Genomic DNA, 15911 nt, shown 5'->3' with positions numbered 1-15911 from the left:
AAGACTCGATTAAAATAAAGGGGGATTGTAAGTGATCATATCAGATGTACTATACGGAGAATTTGAAGTGGATGTAGTGCTAGAAGAATTAATTTTAAGTAAGCCTACGCAAAGACTAAAGGGAATTCATCAAGCAGGCGCAAGTTACTTAATGAACGAGAAATGGAATGTAACGCGCTTTGATCATTCAGTTGGTGTTATGTTATTAGTTAAAAAACTAGGTGGTTCAGTAGAAGAACAGATCGCTGGTTTACTGCATGACGTATCGCATACTGCTTTTTCCCACGTGATTGATTACGTTTTTGATAATGAAGATGAAAGTTACCATGAAGAGATATTTAGTTCTGTTGTGAAAAACTCAGAAATTCCAGCGATCCTTGCGAAGCATGGTTATAACTATGAAGATATTTTATTAGATGATTCGAAGTGGACATTACTAGAAAGGTCAGCGCCCGAATTATGCGCAGATCGAGTAGATTATACGTTACGAGATATGTATACATATGGGTATATTTCTTTAGAAGAAGTCCATAGTTTTTTAGAGGATGTCATCGCAGTAGAGGGGAAAATGGTCCTTCAAAGTATCGAAATGGCAGAGTGGTTTACAGAAACGTATTACAAAGAAGTAATCGATTTCTTTATGAAACCAATGAATATTTACGGAAATGATATGTTAGCGAAAATGTTAAAGGTAGCTCTTCATAAAAGGATTATTCATGCAGATGATTTTCTTCTTGAAGATGAGGAGCTTATTTCGAAATTGCAGCAATGTAATGACCTCGAAGTAGAAGTTTTATTAAGCAAAGTTCATTCAAATATAAAAGTAAAAGAAGATAGAAACGATTATGATCTACATCAGAAAAATAAAGTACGTCTTATTGATCCGCCGTTACTTCGTGAAGGGAAAATTGTTCAGTCGTCTGTTGTATCAGAAAAAATAAGACAGATAAGTGATATTGCTTATGAAAAAGCGGTGAGAGGGATGTATGTGAAAGTGATTTCGAATTAAAAAAGAAGTAGCGCATCGTTTTTAGAGCGCTACTTCTTTTTTATTAATTATCAAACCAATTCCAAATCTCAATATCTCCAAGAGTCGCATAACGTACGTGCGGGGAGTTTTGTAATTTTAATAACTCTTTCGACGGGCCAGTAATAACAATTCCGTATACTTTTACACCGTTATCCTTTACATATTGATAACGTTTATCTAAGTTTAATTCTTTCTCAGAAAGCGCTGCTATTTTGCTTACCGTTTTTTTATGGATAGAAAGGACGCGCATCATTTCGGTTACTTTGTCTTCTTGCGTTTTCTGCCCGTCAGTTTCATTATCGAGGAATCTTACATGTTCTGGAAACCCTATAGCTTCTCCGCCATGTAGGATATAGTCATCTACATTTTTTCTTTCTTGTCCTGTATCTAAAGCGTACCATAAAGGAGTTGGAGGGAGTTCTTGTGCCTCGAATATGCTATATAAAAGCGGTTCTAATTCTTTTAAAGTATAAGATTTATCAAAAGAAATTGCTACTTCTGCAACGGTTCCATCATGTACTTTTGCAAGTGTATCCCATACTTTTTTTGATGAATCCTTTAAATAATCACCCTGCTCTGTTTTTGGATGAACAAAGAAGAGTTTTGGTTGATAGAACGGATTCATCCAAGTTCGCTTCGTAACATCTACAGATGATAAGAAGCTTTTTGTTTCTATTGTACCGAGGGGCATTTCTTTTTTACCGACGGTTCGTACTAAATCAAATTGGCTATTCGTACGGAAAAAAGCTTCTACACTTGTTCCGCCCCCCATAACACGGCTATTTGGGATCGTTGCTTCAAGTGCAAGGGAAGGAACCTCTCTAATTTCTTCTAGCCTTTTATCATTATTAGCTTGAAAATAAAAGGCTGATAATACCCCGCCGATTATATAGATAACGATGCAAATTGATAATATAAAACCAAACGTTTGTAAACGATGTTTCCACTTAATCCTCCAAAAAGGAACTTTAAGATCTTTTGGAGGTAACTTTTTCTTAATTGGTTCTGTTTTTATTAACAGCTCATCTAAGTAAGCTTCACACTCTTCACATGACTCAATATGACTTTCTAACAGTTCTTGTTCATCATGCGTGAGCGTTCCATTTTCATACTTCTTCCATAGTTTTTTAAATTCTGTACACCCCATCCGTATCACTCCTTTATGCTTTTCATTTCTTTTCGTCCGCGGTGTAATTCAATTTTTACTTTCGCTAATGAGAGACCAGTCATTTCTGCTATTTCCTTATAGGAGAATCCATAGTAATCTCGTAGTAGCAGGACATTTCGTCTTTCGAGCGGAAGAGAAGATAAACTTTCTAACCAACTAGCAATCTCAAATTTTACGAAATATTCATGTTCTGTACTTGGAACGTTTGGTAAATGGAATTCTGCAACTTCTGTTGTTTTATATTTCTTTTCTTTACGATACCAATCGATAAAGGCATTGTAGGCAATTGTAAATAACCACGGCCTAATTTCTTCTCCTTTATAATAGTCAATATGGACGAGCATGCGGTAAAAGGTTTCCTGCATGAGATCTTCAGCAAAATGAGAATCTCCGGTTAGGGAGAGAAGATAGCGAAATAAATCATGCATATGATCTGAATAAATGTCTTCTAATGATTGTTTGCGTTTCACTAATTTCCCTCCCTTCATACATAACAACGAAATACATATAAAAAAGTTACAATTTTTTATGGAATTATAGTAAAAAACGTCAAGAATTGGATTGCGTTCTCTTTTATCATAATACATATAAGGCGGGTGAACAGAGATGGAAAGCTATGAAACACAAATTCAAAGGTCAATTGATTATATTGAGGAAGATGTAATGGAAAAACAAACGCTGCGTAATTTAGCTCGCATTGCAGGTTTTTCTGAGTCGCATTTTCACCGTGTATTTCAGGCATTAGTAGGTGATACAGTAATGGAGTATGTTCGAAAGAGGAGGTTAGCCCGGGCAGCTTATCAACTTTCTCATACGGATGAAAAAGTTATTGATATCGCGTTTGAACATGGCTTTCAATCTCACGAAACGTTCACGAGAGCCTTTAAAAAATTATTTCAAATGACACCGAGTGAATATCGAAAACAAGAAATCGAAACACCGATGTATTACAGAGTGAATGTAAAGCAAAGAAAATTAAATCCGTATTTAGGGGGCATACAAATGGAATATCGTATTGTAAATAAACCAGAATTTTTAGTGGCGGGTTATGAATTGAAGACGACAAGTAAAGAAGGGAAAAACCATCAAGACATTCCAGTATTTTGGCAAGAATATTTACAAAAAGATCTTGGGACAACAATTCCCAATCGTAAAGATACGAGCCAATGGGTAGAGCTTGGATTATGTACTGATTTTAATTTAGAAACAGGGGACTTCACTTACATTATCGGAATGGAAGTTACAGACTTTGAAAATGTACCAAATGAAATTGCGAAGCGTACTTTCCCGGCAGCAACATATGCAGTATTTACAACGCCGAAAGTTCCTCATGAAGAAATGGTATCGTCTATTCACCAAACTTGGAATGCAGTATTCTCAGAATGGTTCCCGCATTCAGGCTATGAACATTGCGGCGTTACAGAGTTTGAATTATACGATGAGCGTTGCCACGAAGATAAGAGTGAGTTTGCACAAGTAGAGCTTTGGATACCGGTGAAGAAAAAATAATAGGGTAAGAGCGAATTATTGGGAGATGGTTCGCTTTTTCATAAAGGGGAAATAGGAAAATGTTCAAAAAACTAGAATGTGTATCTATACATACGAAGGATATAGAAAGATCAGTTTCTTTTTATAAAGAAATGGGAATGAAGCAAAACTGGATGATAGAAAGAGAATTAGAAGAAGGGGTTATTTGGACGTTAATAGGATTGAAGTTTCCAGATGAGAAAAGTTCGGAGTTAGTAATAAGCAATCATCCGGATATTAATTTTACGGAAGTCGAAGTATTAGTAGAAGATGTGCAACAAACTTATGAAAGTTTAAAAGATAATAAAGATGTAAAATGGATTCGCGAACCATTTCCAACAGAATCAGGACATGTTGCAGTAATGGAAGCACCTGATGAGAATGTGTTTGTGTTAGTAGGGAAATAGCTGAAATACGGAGTGACCTTTCATAGTGAGTTATGAAGGGTTATTTTTAATTTGTATAGTAGTAGAGGAAGCAGGTTAGTATTGTCGGTTTTTGTCGGTAAGTCGATATATCTAGAAAATCGCTGATATAATTCGAGTTGCGCCGATATATTCAAAAAATCGCCGATATAATTTCATATACCTCTAAAACACCTCAAAAAAACGATCCACATAATTTCAATTACTGTAAAATTATCCCAGGAAAGAAAAAAGACGCCACATAGCGTCTTTCCTACGAACGAAACGGAAATACAAGAATAATCGTCGTTCCTTTTCCGAGTGCGCTATCAACGGAAATTGTTCCGTTATGAGCATGAACGAGCTGTTTTGTAATGGCTAGGCCAAGTCCAGTTCCGATGTTGCTTTCTTCTGTGTTTGTTCCGCGGTAATATCGTTCAAATAGAAGTTCTTTCGTTTTTTCATCCATTCCTTTTCCATCATCTGAAATGGAGAGTGTAAAGGAATTAGCGTTTTGTGATAGTTTTACGATGACAGTAGTTGTTTCATTATTATGTTTTACAGCATTTACTAGTAAGTTTTCGATAATACGCTGGAACCATTTTTCTTCAATGAAATATTGAATTTTATTTGAGCTCGGTACGAATTCAATATTTTGATTTTGGAGTGTTGGATTGTTAATAAATTGCAATAACACTTTTTGAACGAACTGATTGATTTCAACGTTTACGTGTTGGGCAGGAAGGCTGTTATTTTTTAATTGATACGTTAAGCTTAAATCATCAATTAATGTCGTCATATATTGAGATTTCTCTTTCATAACACTACCAAATTGCTGAATATCACGATCAGTCCAGTTATATTGATTCGATTCGAGTAATAATGCGTAGCCATATATAGAGCTAAGTGGTGTTTTTAAATCATGCGTTAGACCGGTAATCCATTCTTCTCGTGTTTGCTGAAGTACTTGCCTCATCGCATCGTTTTTTTTGAGTGTAATAGAAAGGTGTTCTAGTGAACTTGTTACATCTCTAAACAAACGGAATGACCATTTTTCTTTACCAGATCGCCGGAACCTGACAGGTTTTCCTTTTTTACTAATGGGTTCTTCATACTTTCCACCAGCGATATTTTTAAGCCAGCGCATCGCATGTAATAACGGTTTCCCGAATTTATTACCGTACCAAATAGAAAGAATGACTAAATAAACAAATACGATAAGAAGGATTAATCCGCATCCGATGAGAAACTTCTTAGTAAATACATCTTCAATTTCGTCATCTGGATAGTAGTGATCATTTTTCGCAGTCACAACGAGAAGGTTGCCACTATTTGCATCGTAAAAGCTAGACGTGTTTTCTTTATGATTCCACGGTTCTTTTTCATTAAGGGCGATTTGTATTGCTGAAAATGTTTTTTTCTTTCCAGCTGGATAGGCAAAAACCTCTTCGCCATTTTGATTAAATATTTGAAGTGCTGCTTTTTCTTTAGACAGTAACTGTTTTTCTTGATCTGTTAATGTGAACGAATCCATCGTTAAAGAGGAGTGATCCTTTTGAATTGCTGTCAGTAACGCATTGCTTTTTAACATACCACCATAAATAACAAGTACTTTCTTTTCTTCTAATTCAATTTCCCAATATGTAAATTTATAATTACTTTCGATATGATGTTGTATATATGCGACTAAAGATGTCTTCGTATAAGCATTCGGAACATCATTTGGTGTATTAAAGTGGTAGAGGATTTTTCCGTTTTCATCTACAACTTGGAGCCAATCATTTTTCTCCTTTATTAAATCTTGCACTTCAGATTGTAACGAAATATGCCCATCTTCTGAAGAGATGTATCTTGAAATTGTAAAACTATCAGAATCTGGAATATTAGGTTCGTATAAAGTACTAGTAAGAAGAAAAATTAAATAAGTAAAAGCAGCAACTACAGCGATAAGTAATGTAACTAAAACAAAAACGTGTTGCATGATAAATTGAATAATAAGTCGTTTATTAAAATTCATATCGTCACCCTACTTTGTAACGAACTTATAACCAAGCCCGCGAACGGTTTTTATATATTCTGGTTTACTTGGATCGTGTTCAATTTTTTCACGTAGTTTTCGAATGTGGACCATAACAGTGTTGTCATCGCCATTATAGGCAGGTGCTCCCCAAACTTTTTCGTATATTTCCTCTTTCGAAAATACGTAGTTCGGATTCTCGCAAAAGAAGAGTAGTAGTTGAAAGAGTTGAGCGGAACATTCGACAATGTGACCATCCACTGTCAGTTCTGCAGAGTGCTGATCAATTTCAAATCTGCCAAATGAAATCGAGTGTGATTTTTGTTCGTGTGGTACGGTTTGTTTCATATGTCTCCGAAGCTGTGCTTTCATACGTGCTACTACTTCTAATGGATTAAAGGGCTTCGTAATATAATCATCCGCACCGTATGAAAATCTGGATATTTTATCTAAATCAGATGCTTTTGCTGATAGGAAGAAAATTGGACAATCTGTTTGTTGGCGAATGATTGGACAAATATCAAAACCGGATTGTCCAGGAAGCATTACATCTAAAATAATTAAATCGTAATTGTTTTGCTTAGTTAGAGATAAAGCTATTTCAGCTGATGTTGCAGTTGTAATATGAGAAAAACCTTCTTTTTCAAGAATGGTAGTTAGTAATTGTAAAATTGCTGTTTCATCATCAACAAGTAAAATATTTGCTTGGTACATAAAAATCCCTCCTAATTTTCTCGAATATCATATCATCATTTTGTAACTTATGGAATTTTTAAGGAAATTTTAAGGTTTTCTTTCGCAAAAAATTAAGAATCAAATGATATGATAAAAGTAACATAGGGGAGGAGATGAGTGTGAATCCGTTTCAAGTGATGCGAGCTAGATATTTTTTAATTGTATTTGCACTATTAATTTTAATAGCGAGAAGTAGTGGCGATTTGCTAACAAGTATATTTCATATACAAAATTCTTCTTTTATCAATATCCTTATATTCTATATCCTTCCGATCGTATGGATTTTTTATGAGTATAGAAAGCATCGCATTTCATTTTCATTGTTTGTTAATAAAAATGAAACATTTAACTTGGTGCAAGTTTTATACATTACGGTTATGTTGTGCATGTTTAGTTACGGGTATCTTATTTTGTATATGTATAGTTTTGCATGGATTACACCGGACTTTATTATGAATGCATTGCATGAACCGATTATAGATAGTACTGGGGGATATGTATATCAAGTCATTAGGGTCGTATTCATCGCACCAATTATCGGGGAGTTTGTTTTTCGCGGATTTTTACTTCAACGTTTTGCAACAAAATGGGGAACGAGCATAGCGACCATCGTTGTAGCAATATTGTTTGCGTTGTTACATGTTGATTTCCTCGGTGCAGCCATATTCAGCATCGTATTATCAATCGTATATATTCGTACGAAAAGTTTACTCATGCCAATTGCAATACATATGTTAAACAATGCATTTATAATGGGTGCGTCTTTTTTAATAAGTAGAGAAAAAATTATGAGTTTTGCCGATTTCTCAAATTATACGACATTCTTTCCTGGACTTATTATTTTTATAACAGGATTAAACTTAGTACTTATCTTTTTATTTGTTAATCGTAAATATTGGAGTAAAGAAGTGCCAGTTATATATGCAGAGCAGGAAAAGAGCTTTTCAGATATAGTGGGGAGTAAATGAGATGAAGAAGACGGTTGAAAAAATATTAAAAGAGATTATAGATGCTACGTCTATTACAGATATGTGTGATAAAAGCGTTTGTCATTGGCTTCAACCTGTAGTAGATACGATTGTGTTTCCAGAGTAGTACTTATTTTCTAGTACTCATTTAAAAGAAAATATTATTTCTCTTCTTATTGTGTTCGGGGTTTTACTAATATTTGGTCTAATTGTAGAAGAAATGATGAAGCGCATCTTCAGAAAGAATGAAGAGAAGTATATGTGGATTCATAAAGTATTCGAGAAAGTAATGGTGGCTTTCCTTTTGTTTTATGGTATGAAAATAATCATTTACTTTATAGCTTTGAAACATCATTAATTCGAAATTTGAAAGGGATGTATAAAATTATATGAATGAAACGATATCATCAAATAAGTTTTTTTATTTGATTTTACTTAGTCTAGTGTTAATAACGACAGTAAATGTTATTTTGCGCTGGGAGGAAGCTTACTTTTTCATGTATTTAGCGCTTCATTTGCTAGGGATTTTATGTATAAGTGGTGGAGTGGTTACTGAAAAAAAGAATGAAGAAAGCGTTAATTATATGTGTGTGATCGGTCTTGTTTTACTTTTAGCTGTACAGGGTATTATGAAATATAGTTCTTTCTCTTTACAAGATTTTAATTTATTAATAGATGTACTTCCTTAAAGAGGCTTTTTATGTTATCTAAAAAGCAAGTAGGGTACGTGTGTTGGTTTGTACGTGCGATCCTTATTCCGGATTATGAACTAAAGAAAGTGTTTAAAGATAGGTAAAACTCTTCTTGTGTAGAAGAGTTTTTTTATGTAAATAAAAGGATCTCGAGCAATTCACATAATAAGCTTGTTCTAATTTAGCGTGTACGAACTTACAATAATAATAGACAGGCAGCATAGAGGAGGGAATAGCGTGAGGAAGGTTATCGGTTGGTCGCTTTTTTTGTACGTTGGATTTGCGTTACTTATATATTGGTATTTATTTGGATGGAATCATGAACTTATTCCGGACATGTATAAGGGAACGAGTGCAGATCCAGAAACGTTTATGAGTACGAGAGAGCTTACGCTAAGCCAAGATTATTCGCGCGTGAAAAATTTACTATACTTTTTAGCGACGCCTCTTGAATGGATTATTTTATTATTTGTACTTGTGCTAGGTATTTCAAGAAAGTTTGAGAAATGGTCGAAGGAAACGACTAAAATAAGTGTTTTGCAAGTTGCGATTTATTTCTTTTATTTATCATTATTGACAACAGTGCTTGCCTTACCGATGCAATGGATTGGCCGGAAAGTGTCCGTTGATTACGGCATTTCAACGCAAAGCACACAAAGCTGGATAAAAGATCATGTTATCGGTTTTTGGGAAAGTTATGCGACTATGTTAATTGTAGTTACCGTTCTATTATGGCTTATCCGTAAATTTCCGAAGAGATGGTGGCTCGCAGGATGGGCGCTCTCTGTTCCATTTACAATCTTTTTAACATTCATACAGCCTGTCGTTATTGATCCGCTTTATAACGACTTCTCGACGCTGAAAAATAAAGAATTAGAAACGAAAATTTTAGCGATAGCAGACAAAGCGGATATTCCTGCTAAACACGTATATGAAGTAAATATGTCAGAAAAAACGAATGCATTAAATGCTTACGTAACAGGAATTGGCCCTAACGCCCGTATTGTAATGTGGGATACAACGCTTAAGCAGTTAAAAGATAAAGAGATTTTATTTATCATGGCCCATGAAATGGGGCATTATGTTATGAAGCATATATATTTTGGCGTTGCAAGTTATGTATTGCTATCGTTTATAGGTATGTTTTTAATTAGTCGTATTATAAATATGTGTATTCGCAAATGGGGAGATACATTGCAAATTTCAAAAGTGGCATGTTTCTCCATTTTACCTTTATTTTTCTTAATTTCTTCTATACTCTCATTTGCAGTACAACCAGCAACAAACTATGTTTCACGTATAGAAGAAAGAGCGGCAGATCAATATGCTTTAAATATGACGAAGGACGGAAAATCTGGTGTGAAAACTTTTCAATATTTATCAAAAACAAGTTTAAGCCAAGTGAATCCGCCTGCGTTAGTGAAATTTTTCTTATACACGCACCCACCAATTTTTGAAAGAATTCATACGTTTGAACAATATGAGAAACAAAGAAAAAAGGAGTAGCTATTATGCTACTTTTTTTTATAGAGATATAAGTTTCATATTGGGAATATTTATCATTGCTTTTTATTGCGATTTTGTAAATAATAAGCTATAAAATTCTAAAAATCTATATATAAAGGAATAAAGGTGAAAAAATGTATTTTTTACAAAATTTAAAAGTGAAATATAAATTATTAGCGCTTATTTCATTAGCAGTTTTAGGTATGGTAATTATAAGCAGTGTAGCAATTAATTCTATTAATAAGATTAAGCACGATACAGAGGTTGTAGTAGATGATTATCAATATTCTGCAATTTTATTAGAAGGAATGCTTCGCACACAAAATTCACTAGAATATAACTTATTAGAGTTAATTACGGCATCACAAAATGAAGTGGCAAATAAAGAGGGAATAATTAATAATATTGAAAAGGATCTTAAAAAATATGATTCTTTATTAAAAGAATATGATGATGGTTTTAATTTAAGTAAGCAAGAGGATGAACTGTTTCAGAAGATGAAGAAATCTTTACCAAGTTATAAAGATACATATAAGAAATTATTTGAAAAGGCGAAGGCAACAAACGAGCCGCAAATGGTAAATGAATTTCAGAAGGAATTAAAACCGAAGGGAATAGAGTTAGCTGGTTATGCAGTGGATCTAGAATCGTATGTTTCAAATTTAGCTGACCAAGTATTTAAAGATTCGCAAAAAATGATTGATCGTTCCGTTATTACCTTTATCATTCTTGTAGTAGTTACTACAATCGTTATATGTATAGTAAGTTATATTATTAGCAAGCTTATAGTTGCTCCTTTACAAACGGTTAGTCGTATGATGGAAAGAGCGAAAGAAGGAGATTTAACTGTACATGGTGATTATACTGCTAAGGATGAATTAGGTGTATTAGTAAGTAATTTTAATGAGATGATTGCAGGGCTAAGAACAAATATGCAAGAAGTAGAGAATAATATTCAGCTTCTATTCCAATATGCAGACGGAGTAGCATCTGCGTCAGAAGTATCTAGTAGTGCAGCAAAAAAAATCACTATGGATATTGAAGAAGTCGCAAATGGTGCAGAGAGTCAAATGCAAGCAATGGAACAAACTGCGGGTGCGATGGAAGAGTTGACACAAGGAATGCAGAGTATAGTCAATACATCATCCTCTGTAAATGAATTATCTGCTCAATCAGCATTAGATGCAGAGAGTGGTAACAAATTAATGAAACAAATGATTCAACAGATGGATACAATCCAAAATTCGGTACATAGCGGTGTGAAACAAGTAGAGACTATGAAAGAACAATCAGAAGAAATTGTTAAAATCATTGATGTAATGCAAGGTATTACCTCTCAGATTAACTTATTAGCATTAAACGCCGCAATTGAGGCTGCACGTGCTGGTGAAAGTGGTAGAGGATTTGCAATTGTGGCAGATGAAGTGCGGAAATTAGCAGAACAATCTAGTGATTCTGCAAAACAAATTGAGAATCTTATTACTCAAGTTATGGGAACAACGAACCATACGGTACATATGATGGGGAAAGTAGATAATGAGGTACAGGCAGGTACACAAGTAGTAATGCACACAGAAAAAGTATTTGGAACAATTACAGAAAAAGTACAACAAGTATCTGAGCAAATTCAAACGGTATCTATGTCTACAGATGAAATTGCAGCGAGTAGTGAGGAAATCTCGGCTTCTGCAGAAGACATGGCTCAAATTTCCCAAAGATCATCTGACCGAACTGATAGGGTAAAAGAGTCTATTCAACAGCAAGAAAAATCTGTTCAAGAGATTTCGGTTTCAATTGAACATATGCATAACGCAGCAGGAAAATTAAAACAAATAGTTGCCCAATTTACTCTTCAAAAGTAGTAGCATATTTGAGTGTTAATAAATATAAAAAAAGCATCCTCTTTTAATAAAAAAAGGATGCTTTTTTTATTGCTACTATTCATAGACTTCGGGCATTTTCAAGGCGATGATTTATACATACTAGATTTGTATATTACTTGTTTTTTGACAGTGTAAGAGGTTTATCGACGAGAATTATTTCTGTATTAGTGTTTTTAGATCCTGCTGTTGCCAAACTATTAGACCGGATTTAGATGCAAGTAATAAGGATTATCCTTATATTTGTAGGGATGGCACTAACTTTTCGCAAGGGAAGAGAAGGCGAGTTATCAGTGAAGGGGAATGCTAACTCTGAAATATAAATCATGAATATAGTAACCTCCATTAGGTATTTCCTTTACGCGCCAATAAAGGGAAGTTGTAAAGTGAAAAGGAGTTTATAAAGAGATTGTAGAATGTTTTAGTACATAACACCTTAGAGGTGACAACTTCCTTTTTGAAAAAGAAAGAAGGAGGCATAAAGCAGAAAGGTAGTGGAAATATTTCTTCTAGAAGATTTGCATTTTATCTTACATTCACCAAAAAAGAGTACTCCTGAAACAATGAAATTCATTTTATTTGAATGAAATAGGGAGAGAGGATAATGAAGAAAAAAATATTGGGTGTAATGATGATTGCGACAATGGCAGGAGGTATATTTGCAGGGACGAATGTGACGCCTGTAAAAGCGGAAGAGTATCCACAAATGATTGTGTTTGAAGATGTTCCATACGGATTTTGGGCATATGATGCTATTATGGATTTAGCATATCATAAAATTATATTAGGGTATGGAAACGGGAAGTATGGTGTTGGTGATCTTATAACACGTGAACAAGTAGCTGGGACTATTTACAGAACACTTGAGATAAAAGAAGAAGGATCAGTAGCGAATCCATATAAAGATGTTTCTGATAGTACAACAACTTTTAAAAAGGAAATTTTGGCGTTAACAAAACGTGGTGTTTTTACAGGGGATGGCCAAGGGAATTTTAGGCCGAAAGCACCAATCTCTAGAGCGGAAATGGCTGTCATTTTAAAACGAGCATTTAATTTTGAAACGAAACAAAAACATACATTTAAAGATATTCCAAAAGGCCACTGGGCAGAAGATGCAATTAGTGCGCTACAATCTAATAATGTTGTAAGAGGAACTGGGAATGGCATGTATGAATTAAATCGCCCTGTACCTAGAGAACAATATGCTCAGTTTATTAATAATGCGATTATTAATTATCATTTGAAAGAGGATTGGAAATAGAGTGAAATATGAAAGCACAAATAGAAATATTTGTGCTTTTTTGTTTGTTTAAAAAAGAATTATTATTCGTTTATTTGTATTTTTAATGTTATACATAAGCTTTATAATCAACCCCATAAAAAAGACATGATGTGTAATATGATTCACAAAACCGTCACGAAATGTGTCGAAAAATATATTGTCACTATACCATTTATTCTGTATATTTTTAAAAAAACATATACATATTGGGGAGATAATTTGATGAGCAAAAAATTATTAAAAACAGCTACAGCATTAACAATTATGGGTGGGGTGTTATTCTCAGCAGAGAGTAACAGTGTAAAAGCGGAAAGTGCACCGTTGCAAAAAACAAATACAATTGTATTTAAAGATGTACCAAAAGGACATTGGGCATATGAGGCAATTCATGAATTAGCGGAACAAGAAATTATTTTGGGATATGGCGATGGAATATTCGGTTTTGGGGATAATGTAACACGTGAGCAAGTTGCAGCTTTAATTTACCGTGTGTTTGATATGGAAGAACAAGATGAATATGAAAACCCATATGGAGATATTGATGAAAATTCAACAAGCTTTATCGAGGAGATATTGGCTTTAACGGAAATGGGAATTTTCCAGGGAGACGAGAATGGAAACTTTAGACCGAAGGCGACGTTAACGCGTGCGGAAATGGCACAAGTTCTTACGAATGCTTTTGACTTACAGGCCAAGGGATCTCATAACTTTAATGATGTTTCAGCAAATTCATGGGCAACGAATGCAATTAGTGCAGTACAAACAAATGGTATTACAATGGGAATCGGAGAAGGTAAATTCGGTCCGTCTATGAAGGTAACAAGAGAACAATACGCACAGTTTTTACATAGAGCAATATTGCATGATATGGAACAAGGGCAGTAATAAAGTTTAACTAGTCAAAGTGAAATTTAAAAATAATACAAAAAGGTCGTTGTTGTATAACAGCGGCCTTTTTTGTATGAAATAAAGCACGAAAGAATGGCGTTTTGAAAAAAAATGAAATGAATTTTCAAAAAAAACTTCCTTTTCTGAAGATTTGTTATATAATATAAAACATGAAATCAAATCTGTTATAAAACAGTTTAAGAAGGGGATGCTAATATGTCGACGCAAACTTCACGGGTTACACTCGTTGGAGAAATGTTACCAGCGTACAACGAAATATTGACACCTGAGGTGCTTAGTTTTTTGAAGGAACTACATGAGAATTTCAATGAGCGCCGCATAGAACTTTTACAAAAACGTGTAGAAAAACAAAAGAGAATTGATGCAGGGGAGTTTCCGAAGTTTCTAGAAGAAACAAAACACATACGTGAAGCGGATTGGACAATTGCCAAGCTGCCAAAAGACTTAGAGGATCGCCGCGTAGAGATTACTGGACCGGTAGATAGAAAGATGGTCATTAACGCTTTAAATTCAGGAGCGCATCTTTTTATGGCGGATTTTGAAGATTCGAATGCACCAACTTGGGAAAACGCAGTTGAAGGTCAAATCAATTTACGAGATGCAGTAAAGGGAACGATTTCACATAAAAATGATAAAGGGAAAGAATATAGATTAAATGAGAAAACAGCTGTACTCATTGTACGTCCAAGAGGATGGCATTTAGAGGAAAAGCATATGCAAGTTGATGGGAAGAATATGTCGGGTAGCTTAGTAGATTTCGGCTTGTACTTTTTCCATAATGCGAAAGCTCTTTTAGCAAAAGGAAGCGGCCCATACTTTTACTTACCAAAAATGGAAAGTTATTTAGAAGCGAGATTATGGAATGATGTATTCGTATTTGCTCAAAAATATATCGGCATTCCAAATGGAACGATTAAAGCAACTGTGTTACTGGAAACGATTCACGCTTCGTTTGAAATGGATGAAATTTTATATGAGCTAAAAGATCATTCTGCTGGCTTAAACTGCGGAAGATGGGATTATATTTTTAGCTTTTTAAAGAGTTTCCGTAATCATAATAAATTCTTACTACCAGATAGAGCACAAGTCACGATGACGGCGCCATTTATGCGTTCGTATTCTTTGAAAGTAATTCAAACATGTCACCGCCGTAATGCACCAGCAATTGGAGGAATGGCGGCACAAATTCCGATTAAAAATAATCCAGAAGCAAATGAAGCAGCTTTTGAAAAAGTGCGTGCTGATAAGGAGCGCGAAGCTTTAGACGGTCATGACGGGACTTGGGTTGCCCACCCTGGACTTGTACCGGTTGCAATGGAAGTATTTAATCACATTATGAAAACACCGAATCAAATTTTTAGAAAACGTGAAGAAATATGTGTAACAGAAAACGATTTACTAGAGGTACCGGTGGGAACGATTACAGAAGAGGGCCTTCGCATGAATATTAGTGTAGGTATTCAATATATTGCATCTTGGTTAAGCGGACGGGGAGCAGCACCCATTTATAACTTAATGGAAGATGCGGCAACTGCTGAAATTTCAAGAGCACAAGTATGGCAATGGATTCGTCATGAAGGTGGAAAACTAAATGATGGTCGTAATATTACGCTTGAATTAATGGAAGAGCTAAAAGAAGAAGAATTAGCAAAAATAGAAAGAGAGATTGGTAAGGAAGCCTTTAAGAAAGGGAGATTCCAAGAGGCGACAACGTTGTTTACAAATCTCGTTCGAAATGATGAATTCGTACCATTTTTAACATTACCGGGTTATGAAATTTTATAAAAAATGAA

14 protein-coding genes and 3 pseudogenes are annotated in these 15911 nt (G+C 34.6%); 13 read left to right on the top strand and 4 right to left on the bottom strand.

The genetic code is table 11. From position 1 onward, the window contains the following. Window positions 1–31 precede the first annotated feature (31 nt). Window positions 32–1009, top strand: coding sequence for an HD domain-containing protein (locus ACO6VI_RS15340; protein WP_063546762.1), 978 nt, complete (start codon window positions 32–34; stop codon window positions 1007–1009). A 43-nt stretch (window positions 1010–1052) separates the two neighbouring features. On the opposite strand, the gene ACO6VI_RS15335 is transcribed toward ACO6VI_RS15340, so the two are convergent. Together ACO6VI_RS15335 and ACO6VI_RS15330 are read right to left on the bottom strand one after the other, a co-directional pair. Beyond that, a complete protein-coding gene (locus ACO6VI_RS15335; protein WP_088020713.1) occupies window positions 1053–2177 on the bottom strand; it encodes an anti-sigma factor in 1125 nt (374 codons plus the stop codon). A 5-nt stretch (window positions 2178–2182) separates the two neighbouring features. Beyond that, window positions 2183–2668: an RNA polymerase sigma factor gene (locus tag ACO6VI_RS15330; RefSeq protein ID WP_149149399.1), complete on the bottom strand. Its 486-nt coding sequence runs from the start codon at window positions 2666–2668 to the stop codon at window positions 2183–2185. Between the two features lie 136 nt (window positions 2669–2804). On the opposite strand from ACO6VI_RS15330, the gene ACO6VI_RS15325 reads away from it, so the two are divergent. Both ACO6VI_RS15325 and ACO6VI_RS15320 read left to right on the top strand, forming a co-directional pair. Beyond that, window positions 2805–3707 (top strand): AraC family transcriptional regulator, encoded by a 903-nt coding sequence (locus ACO6VI_RS15325; protein ID WP_000446842.1) that lies wholly within the window; start codon window positions 2805–2807, stop codon window positions 3705–3707. 59 nt (window positions 3708–3766) lie between these two features. After that, complete coding sequence (locus tag ACO6VI_RS15320) at window positions 3767–4132, top strand: VOC family protein (protein WP_000473644.1); 366 nt, start codon at window positions 3767–3769, stop codon at window positions 4130–4132. Between the two features lie 271 nt (window positions 4133–4403). On the opposite strand, the gene ACO6VI_RS15315 is transcribed toward ACO6VI_RS15320, so the two are convergent. Both ACO6VI_RS15315 and ACO6VI_RS15310 read right to left on the bottom strand, forming a co-directional pair. Beyond that, complete coding sequence (locus ACO6VI_RS15315; RefSeq protein WP_001010445.1) at window positions 4404–6146, bottom strand: sensor histidine kinase; 1743 nt, start codon at window positions 6144–6146, stop codon at window positions 4404–4406. 9 nt (window positions 6147–6155) lie between these two features. Then, the gene (locus tag ACO6VI_RS15310) at window positions 6156–6860 is read right to left on the bottom strand and encodes a response regulator transcription factor (protein WP_422423595.1); all 705 of its coding nucleotides are present in this window, start codon (window positions 6858–6860) and stop codon (window positions 6156–6158) included. Between the two features lie 140 nt (window positions 6861–7000). Here ACO6VI_RS15310 and ACO6VI_RS15305 point away from each other — a divergent pair, with 140 nt between their 5' ends. The 10 genes and pseudogenes from ACO6VI_RS15305 (at window position 7001) to aceB (ending at window position 15903) form a co-directional block, all read left to right on the top strand. Continuing rightward, window positions 7001–7849 (top strand): CPBP family intramembrane glutamic endopeptidase, encoded by an 849-nt coding sequence (locus ACO6VI_RS15305; RefSeq protein ID WP_120461120.1) that lies wholly within the window; start codon window positions 7001–7003, stop codon window positions 7847–7849. 1 nt (window position 7850) lies between these two features. Further along, window positions 7851–8207 (top strand): annotated as a pseudogene (locus ACO6VI_RS15300) (hypothetical protein). Window positions 8208–8238: 31 nt separating this feature from the next. Further along, window positions 8239–8538 (top strand): DUF2101 family protein, encoded by a 300-nt coding sequence (locus tag ACO6VI_RS15295; RefSeq protein ID WP_016082517.1) that lies wholly within the window; start codon window positions 8239–8241, stop codon window positions 8536–8538. A gap of 240 nt (window positions 8539–8778) precedes the next feature. Then, window positions 8779–10047 carry a M48 family metallopeptidase gene (locus ACO6VI_RS15290; protein ID WP_001233328.1) on the top strand — a complete coding sequence of 423 codons (1269 nt, stop codon included), beginning with the start codon at window positions 8779–8781 and terminating at the stop codon, window positions 10045–10047. A gap of 134 nt (window positions 10048–10181) precedes the next feature. Further along, window positions 10182–10961: pseudogene (locus tag ACO6VI_RS15285) on the top strand (MCP four helix bundle domain-containing protein); the annotation flags it as partial. Next, the gene (locus ACO6VI_RS15280) at window positions 10956–11909 is read left to right on the top strand and encodes a methyl-accepting chemotaxis protein (protein WP_404978304.1); all 954 of its coding nucleotides are present in this window, start codon (window positions 10956–10958) and stop codon (window positions 11907–11909) included. The pseudogene ACO6VI_RS15285 and the gene ACO6VI_RS15280, both read left to right, overlap by 6 nt. A 60-nt stretch (window positions 11910–11969) precedes the next feature. After that, window positions 11970–12250, top strand: a pseudogene (locus ACO6VI_RS15275) (EamA family transporter); the annotation flags it as partial. A 281-nt stretch (window positions 12251–12531) separates the two neighbouring features. Continuing rightward, window positions 12532–13188 (top strand): S-layer homology domain-containing protein, encoded by a 657-nt coding sequence (locus ACO6VI_RS15270; RefSeq protein ID WP_000727104.1) that lies wholly within the window; start codon window positions 12532–12534, stop codon window positions 13186–13188. 138 nt (window positions 13189–13326) lie between these two features. Then, complete coding sequence (locus ACO6VI_RS15265; RefSeq protein WP_113304420.1) at window positions 13327–14094, top strand: S-layer homology domain-containing protein; 768 nt, start codon at window positions 13327–13329, stop codon at window positions 14092–14094. 219 nt (window positions 14095–14313) lie between these two features. Next, on the top strand, window positions 14314–15903 hold the full coding sequence (aceB, locus tag ACO6VI_RS15260; protein ID WP_048537986.1) for a malate synthase A: 1590 nt from the start codon (window positions 14314–14316) through the stop codon (window positions 15901–15903). Window positions 15904–15911: the final 8 nt, after the last annotated feature.

Source organism: Bacillus sp. PSXD-155, from assembly GCF_049310765.1.
Classification (GTDB): domain Bacteria; phylum Bacillota; class Bacilli; order Bacillales; family Bacillaceae_G; genus Bacillus_A; species Bacillus_A cereus.
Note: the sequence above shows the minus strand (reverse complement) of the source record. Positions and strands in the feature narration are given on the sequence as shown.

Excerpts from the sequence above, each read along its gene's own strand:
- ACO6VI_RS15335 (WP_088020713.1), bottom strand. The coding sequence starts at position 2,177 with ATGGGGTGTACAGAATTTAAAAAACTATGGAAGAAGTATGAAAATGGA.
- ACO6VI_RS15325 (WP_000446842.1), top strand. The coding sequence starts at position 2,805 with ATGGAAAGCTATGAAACACAAATTCAAAGGTCAATTGATTATATTGAG.
- ACO6VI_RS15320 (WP_000473644.1), top strand. The coding sequence starts at position 3,767 with ATGTTCAAAAAACTAGAATGTGTATCTATACATACGAAGGATATAGAA.
- ACO6VI_RS15315 (WP_001010445.1), bottom strand. The coding sequence starts at position 6,146 with ATGAATTTTAATAAACGACTTATTATTCAATTTATCATGCAACACGTT.
- ACO6VI_RS15310 (WP_422423595.1), bottom strand. The coding sequence starts at position 6,860 with ATGTACCAAGCAAATATTTTACTTGTTGATGATGAAACAGCAATTTTA.
- ACO6VI_RS15295 (WP_016082517.1), top strand. The coding sequence starts at position 8,239 with ATGAATGAAACGATATCATCAAATAAGTTTTTTTATTTGATTTTACTT.
- ACO6VI_RS15280 (WP_404978304.1), top strand. The coding sequence starts at position 10,956 with ATGATTGCAGGGCTAAGAACAAATATGCAAGAAGTAGAGAATAATATT.
- ACO6VI_RS15270 (WP_000727104.1), top strand. The coding sequence starts at position 12,532 with ATGAAGAAAAAAATATTGGGTGTAATGATGATTGCGACAATGGCAGGA.
- ACO6VI_RS15265 (WP_113304420.1), top strand. The coding sequence starts at position 13,327 with ATGATTCACAAAACCGTCACGAAATGTGTCGAAAAATATATTGTCACT.
- aceB (WP_048537986.1), top strand. The coding sequence starts at position 14,314 with ATGTCGACGCAAACTTCACGGGTTACACTCGTTGGAGAAATGTTACCA.